The 24,462-nt window shown below is 35.7% G+C and carries 18 protein-coding genes; 2 read left to right on the top strand and 16 right to left on the bottom strand.

The annotated features are described in order from the left end of the window. Positions 1–5: 5 nt before the first annotated feature. From hutU to FDO66_RS00710, 13 genes are all read right to left on the bottom strand, one after another. Positions 6–1,676 carry a urocanate hydratase gene (gene hutU / locus FDO66_RS00770; RefSeq protein ID WP_141430498.1) on the bottom strand — a complete coding sequence of 557 codons (1,671 nt, stop codon included), beginning with the start codon at positions 1,674–1,676 and terminating at the stop codon, positions 6–8. Between the two features lie 151 nt (positions 1,677–1,827). Further along, a complete protein-coding gene (locus tag FDO66_RS00765; RefSeq protein WP_141430497.1) occupies positions 1,828–3,294 on the bottom strand; it encodes a response regulator transcription factor in 1,467 nt (488 codons plus the stop codon). Positions 3,295–3,436: 142 nt separating this feature from the next. After that, positions 3,437–4,975 (bottom strand): HAL/PAL/TAL family ammonia-lyase, encoded by a 1,539-nt coding sequence (locus FDO66_RS00760; protein WP_181444394.1) that lies wholly within the window; start codon positions 4,973–4,975, stop codon positions 3,437–3,439. Positions 4,976–4,986: 11 nt separating this feature from the next. Beyond that, positions 4,987–6,573, bottom strand: a complete 1,587-nt coding sequence (locus FDO66_RS00755; protein WP_141430496.1) for a BCCT family transporter — start codon at positions 6,571–6,573, stop codon at positions 4,987–4,989. 324 nt (positions 6,574–6,897) lie between these two features. Continuing rightward, positions 6,898–8,367 carry a response regulator transcription factor gene (locus tag FDO66_RS00750; protein WP_141430495.1) on the bottom strand — a complete coding sequence of 490 codons (1,470 nt, stop codon included), beginning with the start codon at positions 8,365–8,367 and terminating at the stop codon, positions 6,898–6,900. Between the two features lie 417 nt (positions 8,368–8,784). After that, on the bottom strand, positions 8,785–8,985 hold the full coding sequence (locus FDO66_RS00745; protein WP_141430494.1) for a transposase: 201 nt from the start codon (positions 8,983–8,985) through the stop codon (positions 8,785–8,787). 179 nt (positions 8,986–9,164) lie between these two features. Next, on the bottom strand, positions 9,165–10,505 hold the full coding sequence (locus FDO66_RS00740) for an MFS transporter (RefSeq protein WP_141430493.1): 1,341 nt from the start codon (positions 10,503–10,505) through the stop codon (positions 9,165–9,167). Between the two features lie 490 nt (positions 10,506–10,995). After that, a complete protein-coding gene (locus FDO66_RS00735; RefSeq protein WP_141430492.1) occupies positions 10,996–11,619 on the bottom strand; it encodes a YitT family protein in 624 nt (207 codons plus the stop codon). Positions 11,620–11,643: 24 nt separating this feature from the next. Then, positions 11,644–12,738: a histidinol-phosphate transaminase gene (gene hisC / locus FDO66_RS00730; protein WP_141430491.1), complete on the bottom strand. Its 1,095-nt coding sequence runs from the start codon at positions 12,736–12,738 to the stop codon at positions 11,644–11,646. Between the two features lie 445 nt (positions 12,739–13,183). Further along, complete coding sequence (locus tag FDO66_RS00725) at positions 13,184–13,960, bottom strand: transporter substrate-binding domain-containing protein (protein WP_258535517.1); 777 nt, start codon at positions 13,958–13,960, stop codon at positions 13,184–13,186. 120 nt (positions 13,961–14,080) lie between these two features. Then, positions 14,081–15,493 carry a branched-chain amino acid transporter BcaP gene (gene bcaP / locus FDO66_RS00720; RefSeq protein ID WP_141430489.1) on the bottom strand — a complete coding sequence of 471 codons (1,413 nt, stop codon included), beginning with the start codon at positions 15,491–15,493 and terminating at the stop codon, positions 14,081–14,083. 551 nt (positions 15,494–16,044) lie between these two features. Beyond that, entirely contained in the window at positions 16,045–16,491 is a 447-nt protein-coding gene (locus tag FDO66_RS00715) for an Lrp/AsnC family transcriptional regulator (RefSeq protein WP_141430488.1), read from the bottom strand. A 157-nt stretch (positions 16,492–16,648) separates the two neighbouring features. Next, positions 16,649–17,557: a LysR family transcriptional regulator gene (locus FDO66_RS00710; protein ID WP_141430487.1), complete on the bottom strand. Its 909-nt coding sequence runs from the start codon at positions 17,555–17,557 to the stop codon at positions 16,649–16,651. 215 nt (positions 17,558–17,772) lie between these two features. Between FDO66_RS00710 and FDO66_RS00705 the strand changes: the two genes are divergently transcribed. Then, on the top strand, positions 17,773–18,756 hold the full coding sequence (locus FDO66_RS00705) for a YeiH family protein (protein WP_258535528.1): 984 nt from the start codon (positions 17,773–17,775) through the stop codon (positions 18,754–18,756). A gap of 308 nt (positions 18,757–19,064) precedes the next feature. Here the strand turns inward: FDO66_RS00705 and FDO66_RS00700 are convergent, their stop codons facing one another. The 3 genes from FDO66_RS00700 to FDO66_RS00690 form a co-directional block, all read right to left on the bottom strand. Further along, positions 19,065–20,546, bottom strand: a complete 1,482-nt coding sequence (locus FDO66_RS00700) for a S8 family peptidase (RefSeq protein WP_141430485.1) — start codon at positions 20,544–20,546, stop codon at positions 19,065–19,067. A gap of 345 nt (positions 20,547–20,891) precedes the next feature. Continuing rightward, the gene (locus FDO66_RS00695) at positions 20,892–22,082 is read right to left on the bottom strand and encodes an Acg family FMN-binding oxidoreductase (RefSeq protein ID WP_141430484.1); all 1,191 of its coding nucleotides are present in this window, start codon (positions 22,080–22,082) and stop codon (positions 20,892–20,894) included. Positions 22,083–22,100: 18 nt separating this feature from the next. After that, positions 22,101–22,748, bottom strand: a complete 648-nt coding sequence (locus tag FDO66_RS00690; protein WP_141430483.1) for a TetR/AcrR family transcriptional regulator — start codon at positions 22,746–22,748, stop codon at positions 22,101–22,103. 558 nt (positions 22,749–23,306) lie between these two features. Between FDO66_RS00690 and FDO66_RS00685 the strand changes: the two genes are divergently transcribed. Then, positions 23,307–24,428 (top strand): MGDG synthase family glycosyltransferase, encoded by a 1,122-nt coding sequence (locus FDO66_RS00685; RefSeq protein WP_141430482.1) that lies wholly within the window; start codon positions 23,307–23,309, stop codon positions 24,426–24,428. The last annotated feature ends 34 nt before the right edge of the window (positions 24,429–24,462 follow it).

The raw sequence follows: 24,462 nt of genomic DNA, 5'->3' as shown, positions 1-24,462 counted from the left end.
TTACCTCAACCTTTTTCGTTTAGAGTTGGAATGTTCATGCCTTTTTCTTTCGCAGTCTGAATAGCTAAATCGTATCCAGCATCCACATGTCGAACAACGCCCATACCAGGATCTGTTGTTAAAACCCGTTCAAGTCGTGCAGCTGCTTCTTCCGTACCGTCAGCAACGACTACCATTCCAGCATGAAAAGAATAGCCCATTCCTACGCCGCCCCCATGGTGAACAGAAACCCAGCTTGCGCCGGCAGCCGTATTTACTAAGGCATTTAAAATAGGCCAATCTGCTACGGCATCACTACCATCTTTCATTGCTTCTGTTTCACGGTTTGGTGAAGCTACAGAACCTGCATCTAAGTGGTCGCGTCCAATAACAATTGGTGCTGAAAGTTCTCCAGAAGCAACCATCTCATTAATAATTTTTCCAAAACGTGCTCTTTCTCCATACCCAAGCCAGCAAATGCGTGCAGGCAGCCCTTGAAACTCAATTTTTTCTCTGGCCATCTTAATCCAGTTGCAAAGGTGCTTATTATCAGCAAACTCTCTTAAGATAACTTCATCAGTCTTATAAATATCTTCTGGATCACCTGATAAAGCTACCCAGCGAAACGGTCCTTTTCCTTCACAAAACTGAGGTCGAATATAAGCTGGAACAAATCCCGGAAAATCAAAAGCATTTTCTACTCCTTCATCAAAGGCCACTTGTCGGATATTGTTCCCGTAATCAAATGCAACCGCTCCTTGCTTTTGCATCTCAAGCATTGCCTGAACGTGTACAGCCATACTAGCTTTTGATTGTTTAATATATTCTTTTGGATTTTGCACACGAAGTGTTGCCCCTTCTTCCATAGACAATCCAATCGGAAGATAGCCGTTTAATGGATCATGCGCAGAAGTTTGATCTGTTACAATTTCCGGAATAAAACCTCGTTTAATCATTTCTGGCAGCACTTCAGCAGCATTGCCAAGCAATCCGATCGAAAGCGGCTTTCCTGCTTTTTTAGCTTCTTCTGCTAGAGTAATAGCCTCATCAAGTGATTCGGAAAGGACATCACAATAACGGGTTTCTATACGCTTTTCAATGCGGCTTCTATCTACGTCAATTCCAATTACCACTCCGCCTGCCATTGTAACCGCCAAAGGCTGCGCGCCGCCCATTCCGCCTAATCCTGCTGTTACTGTAATCGTTCCTGCTAGATTGCCATTAAAATGCTGCTTTGCACACTCAGCAAATGTTTCATACGTACCTTGTACAATTCCTTGGCTGCCAATATAAATCCAGCTTCCAGCTGTCATTTGCCCATACATCATCAGCCCTTTTTTGTCGAGCTCATGAAAAGTATCCCAATTGGCCCATGCAGGAACAATATTTGAATTTGCCAGAAGAACACGCGGTGCTGCTTCATGTGTTTTAAAGATGGCTACCGGTTTTCCTGATTGAATAAGTAATGTTTCGTTTTTTTCTAGCTCTTTTAATGAAGCCACAATTTGATCAAACGATTCCCAATTTCTTGCTGCTTTTCCGATTCCACCATACACAACCAGCTTCTCTGGATGCTCAGCAACTTCTGGATCTAAGTTGTTCATTAACATTCTAAGAACAGCCTCCTGTTCCCAGCCTTTTGTATTTAAAGTTGTTCCTCGATAGCGCACTACTTTCTCTTCAAATTTTATCTTCATATCCTTTTACCTCCTGTGTTTTGTTATAGATATTTTATTCCATATGACTTAATATTCGGATTATAATTTAGTGATTTTTTTATAATTTATTTCATATTTTATTTAATTTTTTGTTTATTTTATAATTTGTTCCACACTCTTTACTTTCAGATCACAGTCTTGATCGATATACTAAAGGAGTACATCCTTCCAGTGCTTTAAATTTCGCATTAAAATACGTTTGATGGGAATAACCTGTTAAGTGTGCAATTTCTTCTAATGACAAATCAGTTTCTTGTAATAGCCTTTTCGCCTCTCCAATACGTATTTGGTGCAGTGTATTACGAAACGTTTGGCTGGACTCTGCTGCAAAGCGGCGGCTAAGAGTGCTTTTATTAACTCGCAGTGCATCAGCGCATGCTGCTAAATTCCATTGTGCATCCCAATAATTGTTCTCCATTAACTCCCTTGCTTTTTCAACGAGCGAGCGTGGTCCATCTTGTAATTGTTCATGATCTTGCTGAAGTAGCCGAGTCGTAAATACAAGCAATTCTTTAACAATTTGATAAATGACGGGTTTGTGTACAATTTGCTGAAAAACTTCATGATAGATTGCTTCCCAATAAGCACTTTGAAGATTGTATGATTTCATGTGACGACGAATTTGTGCCAGAACACTCGTCAGGCGAACTCGAATGATTTCCGGATCCGGATAGGGAGGCTGAAAAGTTAGAAATTCATTTTCTATCCAGCTCCGAATGGTCTTTATGTCTCTTTTTTCAAGCATTTCAATCCATTGACGCTGTTCTAAAGGAGTAAGAAATGGATCCATTTCCCGAAAAAAAAGTTTTTCTTCCGCTAAAATAATGTCATACCCTTCAAAAAAAATTCTCCTTGTTAATTGGCGTGTTTGCTCGTATATATTCTTTAAGGAATCATCTCCTATTGCAATCTTAATGACAATTGCAAGCGGTTCATCCATAAAATCTTTCCAGCGGGTAAGAAAAGTATAGTACTCTTCTTTCATTACATCCGCCTCTTTACTTTCCTGTACGCATAAAATAAAATCAGAAAAAACAAATATACGATTCTTCTCAGTAAAAGAGTACCGTTGTAATGCGTCGTATACTAACGAAAGTGCCTCGGAAGAAGGTGTCAACAGTGCGACCATTGCTATTGAATTTGTTTGCTTCCTATCTATTAAGAAAAGATCCGGGTAGTCAATATCAAACAAGTCTGCTTCTCCTGCTGCATAATTTAAAATAGAAATCTTTTCATTTTTGAGTTGATAACGCAGCTGTTGAATACGTTTAATTAAATCTGTTGGGGAAAAGGGACGGAACAAAACGTCCTCTGCACGAAAACGAAGCGCACGATAAGCGGTTTGAAATATTCTTTCAGATGAAATTCCTATCCATCTCATGCCAAGCCTTTTTCTTATTTTGTCAAACTTTTCACTTTCATCCTCCCATCCATCCATATCTAAGATAACGAGGTCTGGCTGCTGTTTCTCGACACCATTTTCAAAAGACTCCATCGTATCCCACAACTTCAATTGAATCCCTGTAAAATGCGACTCTATTACCCATCGAATTCCATTCGCTTCTAATTGATCTTTTGCTACCAAATGAATTTCCATTTAGTTACCTCCTTCTTATAGCATTTTCTTTCAAAACATTAAATTTATTAAAAAAAGGAAATCCTAACTTATTTATTCGATAAGTTAGGATGTTTTAAAAAGGTAAATTGGTATGTTCAAGAATACTAGCCTTTAATGCCTACTAGAGTAATTTTCCAATTACTTTTTCTACACATTCTATAATGGCACTAGAATGAATGAATTCTTTTAATGTTTCGATGTGAGGATAAAGATAAATATCTTCCTCCATGTTTGGTACAGAACAAGAAATGAAATCTAAAACGGCACTGGAGGCGGAACCTGGCAGCAAATCATTGTCTATAAACTGATGGGCAGAATAAATAGACAACAGTTCAATCGCTAATACATATTCCAGTTTTTTAGCTATTTCTCGTGCTTTTTTGGCTGCATTATATCCCATCGCGACATAATCTTCCTGATCGGCAGAAGTAGGAATAGTGTCCACTGTTGCTGGATGGGATAATATCTTCATATCATTTAAAAGGCCTGCTTGCGTGTATTGAGGAATCATCAATCCCGAATTTAATCCTGTCTTTTGAATAAGAAAAGACGGATATTCAGAAAGTTGACCATTAATAAGACGATTATTTCGTCGCTCTGACATTTTACCAATTGCAGTAGCAGCAATACACATGGAATCTAACTCTATACCAACATAGGATGAATCACAATTGCATCCCGAAATTGCTCCAATACCTTCTTCATCCGGCCACAAAATAGGGTTATCCGTACAAGAATTCATTTCTATTTCAAATGTTTTTAAGGCATCGTGCAGCGTTTTTTTAGCAGCTCCATGCAATTGGGGAATAGCACGTAATGACAAAGCATCCTGCAAGCGGTGCTTTATATATTTCTTGGCAATCATGGAATCATCTAACATGTTTCTAATATTCTTTGCTGTATCTCTTTGTTCCTGATGCGGACGGACACTCATCAAGCGGTCGTCAAAAGCTCGAATGGTTCCTTTCAACACTTCTAACGACATGGTACCGATTATATCCGCTGCTGTTACTGCGTTTAACATATCGTATAATGCTAAAGCTCCAATCCCCGTTGAAGTTGTTGTTCCGCTAATAAGTGCTAAACCTTCTTTTGCTGAAAGAACAATGGGTGCTACCCCAACTTTATCTAAAGCCTCGCTCGCCTGCATAAGCTCCCCATTTACATATGCTTTTCCTTCACCAATCAACACAAGAGCCATATGGGCTTCCGGACTTAAATAACCGACTGATCCTTCACGTGGAGCCCACGGAGTTAAACGCAGATTCAAAAATTGGCGATACATTTCCAAAGTTTCCAGTCTAACTCCTGAATATCCTTGACCTAAATTTTGCAAAACCATAAGCATTGTGGCACGTACGTCTTCTTCTGCTAACGGTTCTCCTACAGAAGTAGCATGGGATAAGAGAATATTTTTTTGTAATTGAGCTGTTTCTTCCGAAGATATAAATTCCTTAGACAGAGCACCGAAGCCAGTATTGACTCCATACATTACTCTGTCTTCTTTTATCCAGTTTTCAACAAGTTGGCGAGATTTTTTTACCCGATTACAGTAGTCATCAGAAAATTCGATATCAGCTCCAAAACGAGCAACAGCTATAAACTCCTCTATTGTTAGAGGACCACCAAGGGTCACTTTTTTTATTTCTTTTATTAGCACTACTTTCTCCCCTACTCTCCTTTTTCTATTTTATCAATAAAAAACATTTTAATAGCGGATATAACTTGCAGCACAAAGATGAACAAAACAGCCGTTCCGCCAAGAGCTGCTAGATATTTAACCCCATCAACGCCCTGTGCTCCTCCAGCAGAAGCAACCATAACGAATGCAATAATTCCTATTGAAAGTGCCCAAACTATTTTTTTCCAACTAGAAGGTTCTTTATCATGATTAATATTTGAGGTGCATAATATAGAAATTGTCCGAACCATTGAGTCAGCAGCCGTAGAAAAAGAAAGGATTAATGTTAGCATTACAATTGGTATAATAATTACCCCCATAGGCAGATTTCCTAAGAATGCCCACAATCCTGCTACTGCTCCGCTATTTGTAATAGTGCTTGCTAGATCGACCACTTTGTTCTGTTGCCAATTTAAAGCCGTTCCTCCCCAAACACTAAACCAAATAATACTGAATACAGAAGGCATAATCCAGTTAACAATCATAAATTGACGAAGCGTACGGCCATATGAGATTGCTGCTAGAAAAATCCCCATTAATGGCGCGAAAGCAATCCAAATCGCCCAATCATACAGTGTCCACCACATTACTAGAGCTTCTCCACCAATATCAATTGGATCAAGACCCCATTGCCAGAAATTTTGTAACCAATAGCCTAGACCTGCAGTGGCTGTTCGTGCAATATACAAGAATGGTCCGATAATTAAAAGGATAGCAAGCAGAATATAAAAGACTTTTGCATTGGCATCTGCCAGAAAGCGAATCCCTTTATCCAATCCTTTTAAAGACGAAATAGTAAAAACGAGCGTGATGATGAATGTTAAAGCAAGCCACACAAGAGGTCCTTGTTGAATACCGTATGTTGTTTCAATTCCAGATCCAACCAACGCCAGTCCTGCTCCAAGAGAAGATGCCAATCCTAGAGCAATTGCCAATACAGATAAAGTATCGATTACATTTGACCAAAACCCTTTAGTAATTCTATCTCCAAACAATGGAATTAAAGTTGCTGTTACCGACAATGATTTTTTTCGATTAAAATACATATAAGCAACGATTAAACCACTTAAAGAATACATTGCATAAGGAATAAATGACCAGTTGTAAAAAGTGCGTCCCATAGCAAAGATTGCTGCAAGAGGAGTGCCAGGTTCAACTCCCGTCTTTTCCATTTCCCCATAAATATTATTAAAGTAAATAATTGGTTCATTAACTCCGTATGTGATGACACCTGTTGCAATTCCGCCAGTTAATGCCATGGCAAACCAAGTTCCAAATGAATATTTGGCTTTGGCTTTTTCACCACCTAAACGTATATTCCCTAACTTTGAAAACGTTACAACAGCTACAATGATTAATGCCACTATGGATATAATTTGATAGAGCCATCCAAGCCCCCGCAATGAACCTACAAATCCATTCATAGAAATATCTGTTAATAGCTTGTTATTAACGATTCCAAGAACTGCCCCACCCCCTACAACTAGAAAAGCTGGCCAGAATACACCTTTACGTGTTTTCTGCTTCGTGTCTGTAACTGTTTTTATACTTTTCTCTTTTTTTGTCGCTACTGTCATCAATATCCCTCCTACTTTTCGCTTTAACAATAAAGAAAATCACACTTTTAAAATTCTTTTTGAAAGAAGCATAGTGAAACAAATGGAAAATGCGTCTTTGTAATGTATCTTGTGAAGTGATTGTTCCCAATGTTTGTAGTTTTCTTTAATTAATGAAAATTATAAGATATTGAAATAGCTAACAATAGACACATTCTTTCCGGAAATTAATAAATATTTTCGAATTATGTAATATTTTCTGACAATAAAAAAATGAATAAAGTATGTTTTTTTTAGATTTCTTCATTTATTTTAGGATTTCTAAATAATTTTCAAGTTTTAATCCTAGTTATTATTTCGATAGTCACGAGGTGTCATTCCAGTGGATTCTTTAAAAATTCGGGAAAAGTAGTTTGGATTATAGAAACCTACTTGGTATGAAATTTCTTTAATAGATAATTCTGTTGTAGATAAAAGTCTCCTTGCCTCTTTTATTCTTGTATTTGTTACTAATTGACTAAAAGATATGCCATACTTTTTCATCAATAAATGGCTATAATATGCTGGATTTCTCTTTACGACTTTTGCGACTTTCTCAAGTGTTAAATTATGATCACCATAATAAGTTTCGATATAGCTAACTCCCTTTTCAATAACATCTTTTTTTAATAATTGATCTGCCTGTTTTGCACGATCAATCAGTTCATAAAGAAACAGCAGCATTTCTTGTACAATTCTGTACAACACTCGATTATACAATATATCAGTAAAAATCTTTGTGTAATATTTTTCTGTTTCTTGCTGATCTAATTGATTCGTTTTCATGAACCTTCTGATTTGAGCTAAAATACTCGTCAGCCTAGTTCTAAGTTTTTCTGGATTTGGGAATGGTGTTTCAACATATAAAAATTCATTGTACATCCATTCTTTCAATTTTTGCTTATCGAATTGTTCTAACATTTCAATCCATTCCTGCTGCTCCTTTGGAGTCAGAAATGGATCTATTTCCTGCCAGCGTTCGTATGTGGATTCAGGTAGAATGACTTGTCGATAACCAATAAAAAACGTTACCTCCAATAATCTTTGGGCAGTTTGATACATCTCATGTATTGTTTTGTGACCTGCATCGGAAGGAACAATCACTGCCGCTACCGGCTCAATACTGTCAACTTCCCATTCTCGTAATATTTTTGATGCCTCTTCTTTAATATCCTGAATCGAAGATTGAAACAGACAAACAGCCATATCTATTAATGGTAGAATGACCGGTTGTTTTCTGAAAGGATAGTAATTCAAAAATCTGATTAACTCTGGAAGTTTCTGCACGTCTTCTGTCTGAAGCACCATTAATACAACATTCACAGCAGATTGCTCTTCTTGTAAGAATAAAGAATGATAGGAATAAGTCTCATTAGCATGAGCTAATGGTTTATTGTTAGTTTTTTGATTATTAGCAACTGAAAGGGCTGTTTGTAAACAGTGTTTAATTTTCACAGGATCTAACGGCTTTACTAACAATTCAACACTTCTCCATTCAATCGCTTGTTTGGCTCGTTCGAATGTTGCCTCAGCTGTGACAGCTATAACATTGGGATTGAAATATTTTACGTATTTTGTAATCGAAGTCCACTCTTCGTTTGGAATCATATCTAATTCTATATACAGAATATCCGGTACTTCTCTTTCTAATACTTCCATTGTTTCCCATAAAGTACTTACAGTGAATACCTTATTAATTGGAAGTGAATAAACAGAGATAAGCCACTCGATTGCCGTTCTTTCATTACTATCACGTTCAGCTATTAACAGCTTCACATTGTTCACCAACCCTACTGTCTAAAATCGAATAAATTTTAATATAAAGCCACCTTGCCACAAAGTAAATCGCACCTGCAGTGTTATTCATTAATATTTGTAAAAATCGCACAAAAATCAACTTATCATTATCTTTAGCACGCTAGATGGTAATTAAACCATATCGCGAATTTCAATAAATCGAATCGGCAGTTGTTTTTTATATAAAATCCGCTTTTACAAAAGGTTTTAAACTGTACTCACAAAGGGTGAAAAATAGCAAGTTATTATTACAGTGAAACAAGTGACAGATCAAACACTTGGTAATCTCTTTTGATATTTGGTCAACAGATTGCTGCTGGATAAACTTCTTGGACAAAGTTATGATACCCTTTAGATAAATCCATCACGACAGCTGTTGGCTGAATGGATACTAATTCAGGATGGATCCGATAATGAGAACGTAATTCGTCCCGCAATAAAGTCAAGAAAGCTTTCTCCACGCAAATCATGAAGACCTGTATTATAGGTATGGCCTTTGCGAATCGCAACATCATCCATACCTAAGATTAGTTGATGACTCATTTGCGCTTTTTCGATACACTCCGTTTGAATACGAAGACTTTCTTTTCCATCCATGATTTAAAAACTCAATCAGGGGTTGTCGTTGGAGTGTTCGTAACTCTAGATGCATGCTTAAACAAGTACGTCCTGCACGTCGGAGCTAGACACCAGTTTACCTTTAAAAAGTTCATATTTAATCATAAAAAAACATTCTTCCCAAGTCTATCACCTGAAAAGAATGTTTTGATTACTCGTTATTTATGAGATGATTTATTAGTTGTTAGCTTCTGTTCAGCTTCCAGCTCAGCTTCTATCTGTGAGGCTTTCGAAGATTCACCCATACGCCAGTAGACCATAAAACTTATAGCAATACAGGCAGATACGTAGAAAAAGAACAGTGATTCAACTCCAATGCTTTTTAACCATAATGCGATAAATTCGGCTGTTCCACCAAAAATGGCAACGGTAAGACCATAAGGAAGACCTACACCAAGAGCGCGAATTTCAGTTGGAAAGAGCTCAGCTTTTACAATAGCATTAATAGACGTATAACCAGTTACAATGATAAGCCCAATCATCATGAGTAAAAAAGCTACAACAGGATTATTCGTCTGCTTCATTAATAAGAATAAAGGCACTGTCAATAACATACCTAAAATACCAAAACTCATTAATAAAGGGCGACGTCCAATTCGATCAGAGAGCATGCCACCTAAAGGTTGAAGTACAACAAATATAAGTAAAGCAATAAAGTTAATCCAACTGACAACACCTTTGTCAAGTCCTACAGAATTTACCATGAACTTTTGTAAATATGTTGTGTAAGTGTAGAAAGCGACCGTTCCGCCAAGAGTTAGTCCTACGACTGTCAACACTGCCTTAGGGTGCTTCATTAGAGTTTTAAGTGTACCAGCATTCTTTCGGGCTTTAGAATCCATCTTAGAAAATTGTTCTGATTCATCCATTGTGCGACGCAGCCATAAAACACTTAACGCTCCGATTGCACCAATGATAAAAGGAATACGCCATCCCCAGGACATCATATCAGCTTCACTCAAGATGTTCTGTAAAATGATTTGAACTCCTAATGCTACCATCTGTCCAGCTACAAGAGTGACATATTGAAAGCTAGAATAGAAACCACGACGACCACTGCTAGCCATCTCAGAAAGATAAGTTGCGGAGGTTCCATACTCTCCCCCTAAAGATAATCCTTGAAGCAAACGTGCTAAAACTAGAATAATAGGAGATAGCAAGCCAATAGTACTATAACTTGGAGTGCAGGCAATAATTAAAGAACCACTAGCCATAATCGTAATAGAAAGTGAAAGAGCTGCACGGCGACCATAGCGATCAGCATAACGTCCCATCAGTAGACTTCCTAATGGACGCATTAGAAAGCCAACAGCAAAGATTGCAGCCGTGTTAAGCAGTTGACTTGTTGGGTCTCCTTGAGGAAAGAACTGAGATGAGAAATATATGGCAAAAGCAGAATAGACATACCAGTCGTACCATTCAATTAGATTGCCAACTGAACCTTTAAAGATATTACTTGTAATGCGTCTAGTTTTTGAAATGTCAGTAGTATGAGCCATTACCAAATCCTCTTTTCTTTAAAAAATAAATTTCTGTAATAAATAAAAAGCTACAAAGTTTCTTTCGGTAATACTTTGTATGTATCTCACTTAACCCTTCTACAAAAGAACCTCTACGAGCTGATGATGTGCTCTATTTAAGCATTCTGTATGAAGAATAGGTCCACTACGATTTTCCATATTAAATGGGAGTTTGTTGTATTAGTCATAGATAGAGGGAGTGAAAAAAATGGGAGTTAATATAGTTTGAAACTAATTTTGGATATTTTTAAAACTAGAGGTTTATCCGTCTTTTTATGTTTAACTTAGTAGAATCCTGTAGTAATCAAACTTTTTTGAGTTTATCATTAAGTCTAACTTTTGTCTAGTACGTCTATAAATCTATATTTTGAAGCAAGAAGCAGCCAAACCACTCAAGAATGCAACTTTGTTCTTTGGTTTGCACACTGCTTCTCCTTCAAGATTAACTATAGCTTTACATGGATTCGATCTAATTCATAACCACTTTTGATTTAATAGAATGTTCTTCCCTCTCTTTATCAGAACGATTTGATATCGCAATTCTATTTTTATAAAAGCTGATAATGCTAGATGTAATCACAATAGATAAGATTGAACAAAGTCCTTTAAGAAATCCGAAAAAGTATATCCCTGAAATCACTACGATAAAATCGAAAAGAAAATTAATTTTTCCTGGATTCCAGTTGAATTTTTTCTGTAAAAATAATGCAAGAATATTAGATCCTCCAAGCGAAGCCCTATTCAAAAATAGAATCGATAAACCAAATCCGTTAATGACTCCTCCAACGATGGCCCCTATTAATGGTGAAACAGAAAAGGCAGGAAGCCATTGATCAACACTTGTTATCAACGATAAAACGGTGACAGCAAAAATCGTTGAGATAGTAAATTTCCAACCCATTTGAATAAAAGAAAAAATATAAAATGGGATATTGACGATAAAAAATAATAATGTAAAAGGCATATGGAATAGATAAGAAAAACTTAGTGATAGTCCAACCGTTCCACCAGTAACAAGATGGGAATGTCTCAAAATGAGAACCCCGATACTCAAAACTAGACATCCTAGTAATATATTTAACATTTTCTTCATTTTTTGTACTCCTCGTTAATGAGATTAACCGATCAATTTTTGTAATGCTTTAATAAATTCTTCGTTTTCAGGCTGACTTCCAATAGAAACGCGTATTGTTTGGTCGTAGCCGAGTAAATGACCAGAACGAATGATAATTCCTTGCTTTAGCAATCCTTCAAATATCTCTTTGCCATGCTGATTCAGCTTAATCATCAAGAAATTAGCATGAGATGGATAGAATTCTAGCTCCATCTTCGTTAGTTCATTTTCTATATATTTTCGGCATTTTTCATTCTCAGTAGCACAATAATCTACAAAAGCATCGTCATCTAAAGAAGCTAAAGCAGCCGCTTGCGCTAATCGGTTCGTATTAAAAGCATCTTTTACTTTCACTAATTCTTCGATGATAGATGGATGCATAATCCCATAGCCAATTCGCAGGGATGCTAATCCGTATATCTTGGAAAAAGTACGAAGGATGACGAGATTTGAATTCGTGTTAAGAAAAGGGATCGTTTCCAAATATTCATTATCATTGACATACTCATAGTAGGCTTCATCCATGATTAATAAAATATGTTTAGGGACCTTGTTTATAAAGTCTGTTAATTTTGCTTTTTCCACGATCGTTCCTGTAGGATTATTCGGATTGCAGATGACAATCATTTTCGTCTTTTCTGTAATCGCGTTGTACATAGACTGTAAATCATGAATACCATCAATTAGAGGAACAAGCACCGGGGTACCACCTTCAATTAATGTGTTCGTTTCATAACGAGGAAAAGTAACATCAGGCATAATGACTTCATCATTTGGTTCAATATAGCTTTTTGTTAACAAACGAATAATCTCATCAGAACCATTTCCGATAATGATGTGATCCTTTTCAACTTGAAGTTTTTCAGCTAACTTTGCTGCTAATGCTGGTGCCATTCCTTCCGGATAAAAATGGGTTTGTTCCATTTCAGAAAGCATCGCTTCTTTTGCTAAGGGTGAATAGCCATATGGATTTTCATTCGAAGCTAATTTAATAATTCGTTCAAGTCCTAATTCACGCTGAACTTCTTCAATAGGCTTACCTGCCACATAAGCACTTATATTTTCAAGATTTTTTCTAGCAATTATTTTTGTTGTCATGATCTTACCTCCAGCTACTGTAATAGGATTTTTTCGATATCCGATAAATTAATAATAGAATATAATTTTGTCTTTTTATATGTAAATATGAATTATTTTTTGGATTTCAATTAATATTTTGAATATATTTTTATTATTTTATATTCATTTTGAAATTACAAGACCACAAAAAAGGGCAGCTCTCTAATCAAAGAGAACTACCCTTTTAGAAAGTATAACTTTTTGAAGGTAGACTGGTGTCTAGCTCCGACGTACAGGACGTACTAGTGCCGATGAAGGCATAAGGCCGTGGCGAACTTAATCGGCCAGCGCCTATCGACTAGCAAACTTCAAGTCTTCTCCCTACGATAAGTCAACATCGATTCGCTATCGCTCATCGTGTTTCCTTTATCTCAGTCGAAGCCCCTCCAGTTTGTACGTCGATGATCAAGGCGCTTCCGCTTTTCTAATCATCAATCCATTTTTTCTCTAAATCTTTAAAAGTACCTTGCAGTTTATGTTCTTCTACCCAAAGCTGTACCCAATTTTGAAAGGCTAAGTCATCTCGATGCATTAAGTAGCCTAAATTAAAAATAGCGAATGGCTGATCTTTTAAAGCAGCATATAAGCGGCTGTCACTTTTTTCATAATTTCTTGCTTCAACACTATCTGTGATCATGACATCCACCTTGCCTTCAGCCACCATTTTTGGAACATCTAAATTGTTTTGCACGACCGTAATTTCTGCATTTGATAAATTCGCTCTTACAAATTGTTCGTTTGTTCCCCCTGGGTTTACACCAATTCGTACAGATGGCTGATTGATATCTTCCAGGCTTTTAAAACGGTCCTTATCTTCGTCTCGAATTAACGGAATTTTTCCATCTGAAAAATAAGCTGGACTTAAATGTCCAATTTTTTGTCTTTCAAAATTTCTTGTAATTCCACCCATGGCAATATCAAATTTATCATCTTGAAGATCTTTAATTAATGTTGGCCAAGAAGTTTGTACAAATTCTACTTTTACTCCTAAGTCCTTTGCTAAAAGGTTTGCTGCATCGATATCAAATCCTTCAAATTGTTTCATAGATGGATTCAAATAAGTAAAAGGCTTATAGTCTCCAAATGTTCCAATTTGAATGACGCCTTTTTCTAAGATAATATCGAGACGTGATTGTGTAACTTGCTTGCTGCTTTTTATTTCCTTTTTTTCTGCTGTTGAATTCTCTTTTTTCTCAGCCACCTGTGAACTCCCACCTATTCCTAGAATAAAAAACAACCCTAACACAATCCTTAAAACCCTAGTTCACTTTTTTAGTTTTTTTAATAAAATCAAGTACACCGTAATGTAAAACCAAAATAGTTAAGCGACTTGATTTTTATTTTCCTCTTTTCCTAATTCACTATTTTTTCTTCCATAAACAAAATAAACGATTAACCCAATGACCATCCAAATACAAAAACTCATCCATGTATAACCTGGAAGCTGAATAATCAAAAAACCGCAAAATAGAACTGATAAGATTGGAACTACTGGTACAAACGGTACTTTAAAAGGCCTTTTTAATTCTGGCTGTGTTTTTCTTAATACAAGAATTCCAATGGAAACAACTATAAATGCAAATAATGTACCGATATTTGCAAGCTCAGCCAATTTATTCAATGGAACACACCCTGCAAAAACAGCTACAATAGCACCTGTAATAAGTGTATTGGCAATAGGTGTTTTTGTTTTTGTGTTTACGTTTGATAAAACCTTTGGTAATAACCCATCACGACTCATTGAATAGAACAGCCTTGTTTGAGCATACAGCATAACAAGTAATACCGTTGTGATCCCTACAATAGCACCAAGAGAGATAAATCCAGCAGCCCAATCTTGATGAATATATTGAAGAGCAAATGCAGCAGGGTTTTTAACATTTAATTCTGTATAAGGGACAATTCCAGTAAGAATCGAACTCACAATAATATAAAGAACGGTACAAACAGCTAGAGAAGCAATAATTCCAATTGGCATATTACGCTGAGGATTCTTTACTTCTTCAGCCGCTGTAGCAACAGCATCGAATCCTAAATAAGCAAAGAATACAGTGGCAGCACCAACCGCAACTCCGGAGAAACCAAACGGCATAAACGGTGTCCAATTTTCCGGCTTGACATAATTAAAACCTACAAAAATAAATAAAAGGATAACGCTAACCTTCACAATAACCATAATGGCGTTAAATCGAGACGATTTTTTCACACCGCTAATAAGCAAAGTCGTAATAAGAAATATAATTAAAATTGCTGGCAAATCAATATACGTTCCTTTTTCAGGATTATATGCACTCGTTAAGGCTGTTGGCAGATGTATCCCAAAACCTGAAAGGAGTCCTTGGAAATATCCAGACCAACCACTTGCAACAGCTGAAGAAGCCAATCCATATTCTAAGATGAGATCCCACCCCAATATCCATGCAATTAGCTCTCCAAAGGTGGCATAGCTAAATGTATAAGCACTTCCAGATGTAGGAACTGACGAAGCAAATTCAGAATAACAAAGGGCCGCGAATAAGCAAGCAAGTCCAGATAATACAAAAGAAACAACAAGTGCTGGACCTGCATGTAAAGAGGCAGCCACTCCAGTTAAAACAAATATACCTGTACCAATAATGGCTCCAATCCCAAGCATCGTTAAATCAAAGGCACCTAAATCTTTTTTTAAATGAGATCCTTTGTTGTTCGCTTGAGACAATAATAAGTCAATCGACTTTTTTCGAAAAAGATTCATACGTTTTCCTCCAAGATAAAATGAATAGTGATTGATATTTCTTGTTAGATTTTCTAACTTGTCCATTTTATAATCCACTTGATTTTTTATCAACCATAAATATTTCCCGTGAATTTCCAAGCCAAAAGTCTACTAAACACTACCTTCCTTTCTTAATAATCTAATAATTTTTAATTTTCTTTTGAACAATATTAAGATATAAATACTGTTTTTTATATAATAAAATGAATGTATTTATAAATAAATACATTCATTTTGAATGAAATTATCCTAAAACAAATTCACATTGAAAATATTAACTTAATGAATTATATTTTTTTATAATAATTTACAAATAAACAATTTTTATCCACTATAATATTTCTGCTGAATTCATCTATTATTTCCTAAAACTCAGCCTGCTTTATGAAGTTACAAGATTTTCTACAAGATGTAATTTATCCTCACATAAAAAAGCGAGTTCCTAAACTAATTTCTAAGACTCGCTTTACATATTACATATTTTTAATTTGACTATTAATCGTTTTCAACACGTACTACTGACTAAAAAATCACGTTAATTTATTGATCGGAATAATATTCCGATGTTCTACTGCGGATTTAAGGGCAATGGATGTGTTGATATTTCCAAAGGGAATAAGTCTATCAACAAGCATTTGAAGACCTTCCATCCCGCCTACAGCTGCTTTTAGAAAATGTGATACAGGGCCAGTTACTCGATGACATTCAAGAATATCAACATCATTCTTTATAAATTCTTCAAATTCCTGCGGAGATGTTTTTAATTCACTTATTTGAATAAACAGCAATGTATCCCGCCCAACTGCTTTTGGTGAAACGATTGCGCTAAATCTTTCAATAATCCCCTTATCTTGCAGACGGAATAACCGTTCAGAAATACTTGGACGACTTAACGATAATTGTTTCGATAAATCACTAACTGTCATTCTTCCATCATTTTGAAGCAATTCTATCAGCTGCTGATCAATATTATCCATTTCATACGTCCTTTCAAATTGTATTAGAATACTATCTATCATTATACAATTTGAACATCATTTTCCCAATATATCCTTCACTTTAAATTGTGAACTTTATCTAAAAAATATATTTGTTTACTTGAAACTTGGTCTTACTTATTATTTAAAAGGTACTTTAATTCAATTCACTATTTAATTTTTGCAATACCACATTGCTACGTAAAACATCTAAAAAAACTTCCGCAGCTTTGGTATTAAAAGGGGTAGCTTGTTTAATAAGCGAGAAGCTCCGAGAAAAGGGAAGTCCATTTATATTAAGTACCTTTAATGTCCCAAGGGAAACCTCTTTTCTAATTGTCCAATGTGATAATAAAGTAATGCCCAATCCAGCTTCAACGGCTTCTTTTATAATTTGAGTACTACCAAACTCCATGATATCAGATGGATAAAATTGGTATTTATCAAACATTTTCTCTGTAGCTTCTCGTGTTCCGGAACCCATTTCTCGGACAATCCAGATTTCTGATCCCAACTCAGATAACTCGATTTCCTTTTGATTTGCTAAATGATGGCTGGCTGATACGACAATAAACATTTTATCTTCCGCAAATGGTTCCATATATAATTTCTCGTTTTTAAACTCCCCTTCTACAATTCCGATATCTAATTGATGAGCCATAACTAGCTCTTCAACTTCTTTGGTATTGGCAATCGTAATTGCAGGCTTTATCAACGGATACTTTTCACGCAAATAAGCAATGATATGAGGAAGAACATATTCCCCATATGTATAGCTTGCTCCTATACGAATATTTCCACTTGCCTTATTCATTAAATCATCGACCAAACACTGCATTCGCGTATAGATTCCTAATATTTCTGCTGCATGATGAAAGACAATTTCACCTGCTTTATTTAATCGGACATATTTATTGCTTCGTTCTAATAGTTTTGTGCCAATGTTTCGTTCGAGTGTTTGAATATATTGACTGACTGCTGGCTGAGTCATATGTAATTCTTCTGCAGCACGTGTGAAATTTTCTTTTTGAGCTACAGTTACAAAAACATGTAATAGCTGATCCAACTTCATTCCTCCATTCTTATAATCATCTTAATTCTTTATTATACTATTTTACTTATCATAACGATAATAATCATTTATTTTTCTTATTTAATAATATCTTTTAATCTATAAATAAGTAGTGGAATGGACGTGAAGAGATGATCATAAAAACGAAGAAGTATTTTTTAGTAGCAAGGACGATAAAACAATCAAATAAATTAACATCTTATCGATTGATGGCTGAAGGAATTGGTTTAACATTTGTTATTGCATTATGCGGTTATGGTATGGCACAAATTCCGGGATTTAATTATATAGGTCCACTTGCCAGTGCCATTATTATTGCAGTGATCTATCGACAAATTTGGGGGTATCCAGAAAAACTACGTTCAGGAATTCAATTTTCATCTAAGAATTTATTACGATTTGCTATCATCTTATACGGTTTAAAGCTAAATATCGATACCGTGTTTCATCAGGGATTTGGATTGCTGAGCCTTGACATCGGCACCATTGTATTCTCGATCTTTTTAACTATCTTATTAGCCAAGTGGCTAAAAGCCGATTTTTCTATATCTCTTCTTCTTGGAATTGGGACTGGTGTTTGCGGTGCAGCCGCAATTGCCGCAGTATCTCCAATTCTGAAATCAAAAGAAGAGGATACTGCCATTGGAGTAGGCATTATCGCTCTAATAGGGACTGTATTTTCTATTGCCTATATTACATTAAGATCATTTATTAACTTAACTGATATTCAATTTGGGACTTGGGCAGGTATCAGTTTACATGAGATTGCACATGTAGCTTTAGCAGCTGCACCTGCAGGAGAAGATGCACTGGCGATTGGTCTATTAGCAAAATTGGGACGAGTTTTTTTGTTAGTTCCACTCAGTATGATTTTGATGTATTGGATGAAACGAACAGGAAAAATTCAACCTGATACGAAAATTGAGTTCCCTTCGTTTTTAATAGGGTTTATCTTAATGAGTTTCTTTGGCAGCTATGTACTTGGAAAGAATTTTTTCGTTCCAGAACATGTTATGAGCTATATTTCAAATGTGACAACATTTATATTATCAATGGCCATGGTAGGACTGGGATTAAATGTAAACCTTAAAGAACTTCGCAAAAAAGCGATTAAACCACTTTTTGCTATGTTTATTACTTCGATCCTGCTTTCTTTTTTAACATTTATTATTGTCTCATTAATATTAAATTAATATTTTTATTCTAAAGCCGTATCAATCTTTACTAATAAGTAATTCATCCACGAAATTTTATTCCTTACATTTATGGGAAGATATTATAGGACCTATTAATATGATCATTTTTCTTTCAAGCATAGCGATTGGCTTACAACTAAAGGTAAAAATAGGAACTGAATAAATATTAATTAGAGGTACGGCTAATAGCCATAATCATCTCTCAAAAAAAATCGTCCATTTAAATACAACTTAACTTTTTCCCTGCAAAAAAAAATTGCCCAAAAGCTACCTAAAATGGTCCTTTTGGGCATACCCAAGTTTTACTATTTGTAAATTAAAGCATTAAACGCATTGGCTTCGCCAGCTCCAAAAAAAGGATCATTCCCTTTTTTCCCATAATCAAATGAAGTCTTTGCGATAAGAGCCTTTACTTGTGCTGGTGTATAATTCGGATGAGCCGCTTTAATTACTCCTGCTATACCAGCTACCTTTGGTGCAGCCATGGAAGTCCCATGCGAGAATGCATAGCCTTCTGTTACAGTAGTAAAATACGGTTCTAAATAAGTAGGCCATGCAGATAATGTGCGATACGTAAAATCACGTTTATTTAAATCAGACGTTGCATCGTATGTTGGCCCATTGTCTCCTCCAGGTGCTGCTACATCAATAAAACCATTCCCATAGTTTGAATAAAAGGCTAGTTTATCAGTTGACCATGAATTAGATGAAGAAACATTTATCACTCCTGGGGTTCCACCTGGTACTTCAATAGAAACTCCTTTAAATAGGATTCCATATTCGCCATACACTTCATTCATGTAATCTGTTAATGATTTTTTGTCATTGTAATTTAGTGATTCATTACCTGCTGCAGTGACTACCGTTACATTCTTATTAACAGCATATTGAACAGCACGTTTCCAGAGCACAACATCTGCTACATCGTTATAACGCTCGCCCTCGTAGTAGTACTTCAAGTTATCGAAACCACCGATAGACATGTTGATCACATCAACCTGATCATTTGCAGCTGCAACAATGGCTTGTACGATTGGCGAAGTTGGAGCACTGCCATTCGCATCAAAAATTCGGTAAGCACGAACCCCCAAATCTGGGCCGACTCCCTTCACTTTTCCATTTCCAGCGATGGATCCAGCTACATGCGTTCCGTGGCCATTTAGATCCAGCACATCGTTAGGATCCCCTTTTTCAGCTGGATTATCTGAATAGTATCCACCAGCAGGAACAAAGTTTCTTCCGCCTACAAAGTTTGCCTTTAAGTCGGGATGATCATAGTCAATTCCTGAATCAATAATCCCTACTATTGCCTTATGCTCAACCTTTTCATCTATTTCTGTGCCCCCAGTTTCTAGAGCATACGAATTTTTTTGATTAGTTAAACGCTGCATATCCCATTGATAGCTCCAATAAGTGCCATCTGGATCAGGCGTTAGTGTGACTGGTAAACTATCAGCACCAGATGGCTCTTCTTGTTCTAACTTAAAATTTTTTTCAATGTTGGCAGCTACTATTTTAGTATTTTGTTTTATCTGTTTAAGAAAATTAGGGTCCGATGAGTGAACTTCTACCCCTCCAATTTCAGGAATAGCTGCAACCACTTCTCCTCCAGCTTCTTCAATTTCATTTTGATAGTCTTTTGGCAAAGCTTGTCCATAAGCAATCAAATAATTTTTACTTAAAGATTGTGAGGCTGCATATGTATTTTGACTAAATGTAAAAGTGGATAATGACAATGCCAAAATACTGCTTGCTGCTATACCCAGTACTTTTTTTCCTAAATTCATTATAAGACCCCCTTGAAATATTTTCCTACTCTTTCATTTTAACTCTACTATATTTAAATTGAGAACAATCTTTTATCTACAAAGAACGACATTCATGGTCATTTACTGTCACCGATTGCTATAATTTGTCAATATCCCCTGTTGATTTTGTTAAATGTTCATGTTTTTCATGAAAATATCATCATTTCCTGAATTAATTTTTAGGTTGACAAAGACGGGGACTTTTATGAAAGCTAGTATTGTTAAACAACAAAAAAATCATAGAGATATTCTATGATTTTTAATTACTGTATTTAATTTAAAAAACGTTTTTCAATAGAATATTTTCCCCTCAATACACAACTGCTATTTCTGCATAAAATCCATTACATCTTGTCTCATGCTTTTCGGAGAACCATTGGTTGGTTTGCCTAAGCGAACAAACATCTGAATTGTTTCTCCATCTATGGCATATTCTTTGTGTATTTTAAGATACTGCTCGCTCATTTCTGGGTATTCCTCTAATACTTGACTAGGCGGCTGCATCACAAAGCCCATACTGTGTGCAGTCAAAACAAGACGGCTGTAGATCATTCCTGCCTTCACCTGGCTGCTTCGGCTATTATCTTTCGTCATAATCATCGCATATGCTGGAGTGTGGTCTACTCCAACTTGAGTTGACTTCACAAATAAATCAGCAGATGCTTTTTCATTATTGATTGAAGGAATAAGCGTCAGTAAGCCCTGCATAATGTGTTTCTTCATTCCTGATATCCCCTGGCCTTCAACGGAAAATCCATACCGATATTTATTTTTTTGATACTCATTAGCACGAAAAATTTTTCCAGACTCTTCATTGATTCTATGAATCTTAGATTCTATTTTCGCTCCTTCTATTGCAAACACTCCAAGTTTTTCTTTATTATAATCATCTTGAAAAATCTTTATCTTTACATCCGCTTCATCATTCATTTCTATCAACTGCTTGATTTGTTGATTGGATAAAGGTGTTTTCTCGTATACAGATCTGTTTGTGTCTGGTAAAAAAAGATATGGATAAAGTTCACTACTTTTTCTTTCTACTTTCATTATAGTAATTTTTGCTACAGCCTTTGTATCCATGCTTTCCTTCAACTTCTGTTCATCATATTCTCCATCTGGAAATAAGTCCAAACTTGTTTCATAGCCCTGTTCATCTCCTGCTACCTTCACATATTCTAAAAAAGTTCCTTGAGAAACGAGCGTTTGCCTTGCAAATGGATCCACCTGTTGAACAAGCCTTTTTGAATCAGCATATAAGTAAAATACATTAGGATTTACTTTATCAAGGCGTATGATCCATGGCTGCATATTGTGACCACTAGCGGCTAGTAGCCCATGTGATACTAACCTTAATCGAGGATCATCAAATTGCTGTGCATAGCCTTTCTTCCATGGCTCTAAATATTTTGGTGTTAAAAAAATACCACTTGCTATAAGAAAGGTTGAAAGAATTCCGACTAGTAAAACTGCTATCGTTATTGTAAGGATGATCATTTTCCTTTTCACCTTTTTCATTTCGTTTCTACCCCATCTCTAACTTTGTATGGATCTTATTAAAAGTTCAAATGCTTCAGGTATTAAATCTTCAGAGTTTTTTTGATGAAAATGTTGAAAATAATTAGACTTTCTCTTTGCCATTGTAAAGACACCAACTACACATGACCATAATATGAGTGCTGTATTCTTCAAATCTAAATCCCTACGAATTCCCCCCTCCTCTACTCCATCCTTTAATGCGTAAATTAAAAATCCAAATACTTGCTCTCCCAATGTATAGCACTCTTCCCTTGATTGATCTGTGACTCCTTTATCAAAATCCTTTTCCCCATTTTCATATTCAACGATTGCTTCAAAATAATCTGGATATTTTTTGCTAAAATCAAAAAGGATTCGTCCCATTTTCCTAATGTAATTTAATGAATCACCAGCTCTTTTATTTTCCCATTCTTTTTCTAGCATATCCTTTAATAATCTGTAGCCTCTTAGCATAATTTCAAAATAAATCTGTTCCTTACTATTAAAATAGACATACACCGTTCTTTTACTAAACTCTGCTTCTTTCGAGACATCATCCATTGTTGCCGCTGAGTAGCCCTTTGCAAAAAAAACTCGTTCAGCTGCGTCAATAATATCGTTTCGACGAATTTCTTTTTCCTTCTGTTTTCTCTCATTTATCCCCATTTAACACACCCTTTCATTTGTCCCGCATTAACGAGCAGTAAGACCCCACCTCTAAGCTTTAGAGTATCAAAGAAGCGAAGGTGGGGGATAACTGCTCGTTAATGCCCGATTGGTTCAACTAACCATCAGGAGGATGAAAGAACCCCCCACTGATGGAAGTTTCACTTTATGTGCAATTAAGTAAACTTATAGTTTACTTAATTGCAGTATAAAACTTCTAATTTAGATTGTCACCAATCTTTGTCACAAAGCTCCTGCATTTTTTTACCGTGTCAAAACAAAACTTATTCACTTTCAAAAATTAAAAGGCAGCACTTTTAGTACCGTTTTAGCATACATATTAGTATCCTACTGGACTTTTATTGCAAATACATAACTTGAAAAATAAAACTGCCAGTATACTGGTATCATATTTTCTCATTCTTTTAACTACATTCACTTTCAAATCCAAGTTAATCATATATTTTTATTTTCTTTACAAATTTTTATTTTCTGTTCATATTCCCATAAAATATTTTTGTTATTCTGAATAAAAGACAATAGGAGGGTTTTCTTTCAATGCGTCCTTCAGTATTAATTCTTACAGCTAGATATGGGAGCGGTCACCTCCAGGTAGCAAATGTAATTGCCGAAGAGCTTAAGACAAATGGGTTTAAACCAGTTGTATCCGATCTATTTGGGGAATCCCATCCTGCCTTTTCCAATATCACACAATCATTATTTATTAAAACATTTTCATATGGGTCATCTTTTTACAAGTGGTTTTATTATGGTACAAACAAGCTCCCTTCTAAAAGACTTGCCCATTTTTCCCAATATCTTGGTCGTAAAAGACTACTGGAACTTATAATAGACAACCGTCCCGTTTATGTATTGTCAACATTTCCTCTTCATGTTGCACCTTTTACGATCAAAAAGGCTAAGTATCTCATTCCTACTTATACAGTTATTACCGATTATTGTGTGCATCCATATTGGATCAATCCGTTTATTGATCATTATTTTGTTAGCTCTCAATCTGTCAAAACTTCACTAATACAACAAAATATTCACAAACAAAAAATCACGATAAGTGGTATTCCCATTCGTCCTGAATTTGAACGACTGTTTGATAAAAAAGCCATTTATCAAAAATATCATTTGTCTCCTCAAAAAAAAGTAATTACAATTCTTGCAGGGGCACATGGTGTATTAAAAAATGTAAAAGAACTTTGTCAGCTTCTGCTTCAAAATTCATATCAGATTGTTCTTGTTTGTGGAAAGAATGTAAGCTTGTACGAAAGACTTCTTCCACTGTGTATACTCTATCCAGACTCCTTTTTCTTATATGGGTATGTTGAAAAAATACATGAATTATTTGCTGTATCCGATTGCATGATCACAAAACCTGGCGGGATCACGATTACTGAAGCTGCTGCCTTGCAAGTCCCTTTAATTTTCCATAAACCAGTACCTGGACAAGAAGCTGAAAATGCTCAATATTTTACAGAAAAAGGTGCTTCTTTTGTTTCCAATTCGATTGAAGAAACCGTTCATCATGTTCATAAAGTGTTACAAAATGAGGCATTAACGACGATGATGAAAAAAAATCTGCACCAGATTTACAAACCTTGTTCCGCCAAAACAATCATCGATCACGCAACAAATCAGCTTGAGCAACAATCTCAACTTTTACACTAAACAGTCAGTATATCCAGAAACTGCGATTCTCATT

The sequence above is a fragment of the Bacillus sp. 03113 genome (genome assembly GCF_006546985.1).
GTDB lineage: Bacteria > Bacillota > Bacilli > Bacillales > Cytobacillaceae > VATK01.
Note: the sequence above shows the minus strand (reverse complement) of the source record. Positions and strands in the feature narration are given on the sequence as shown.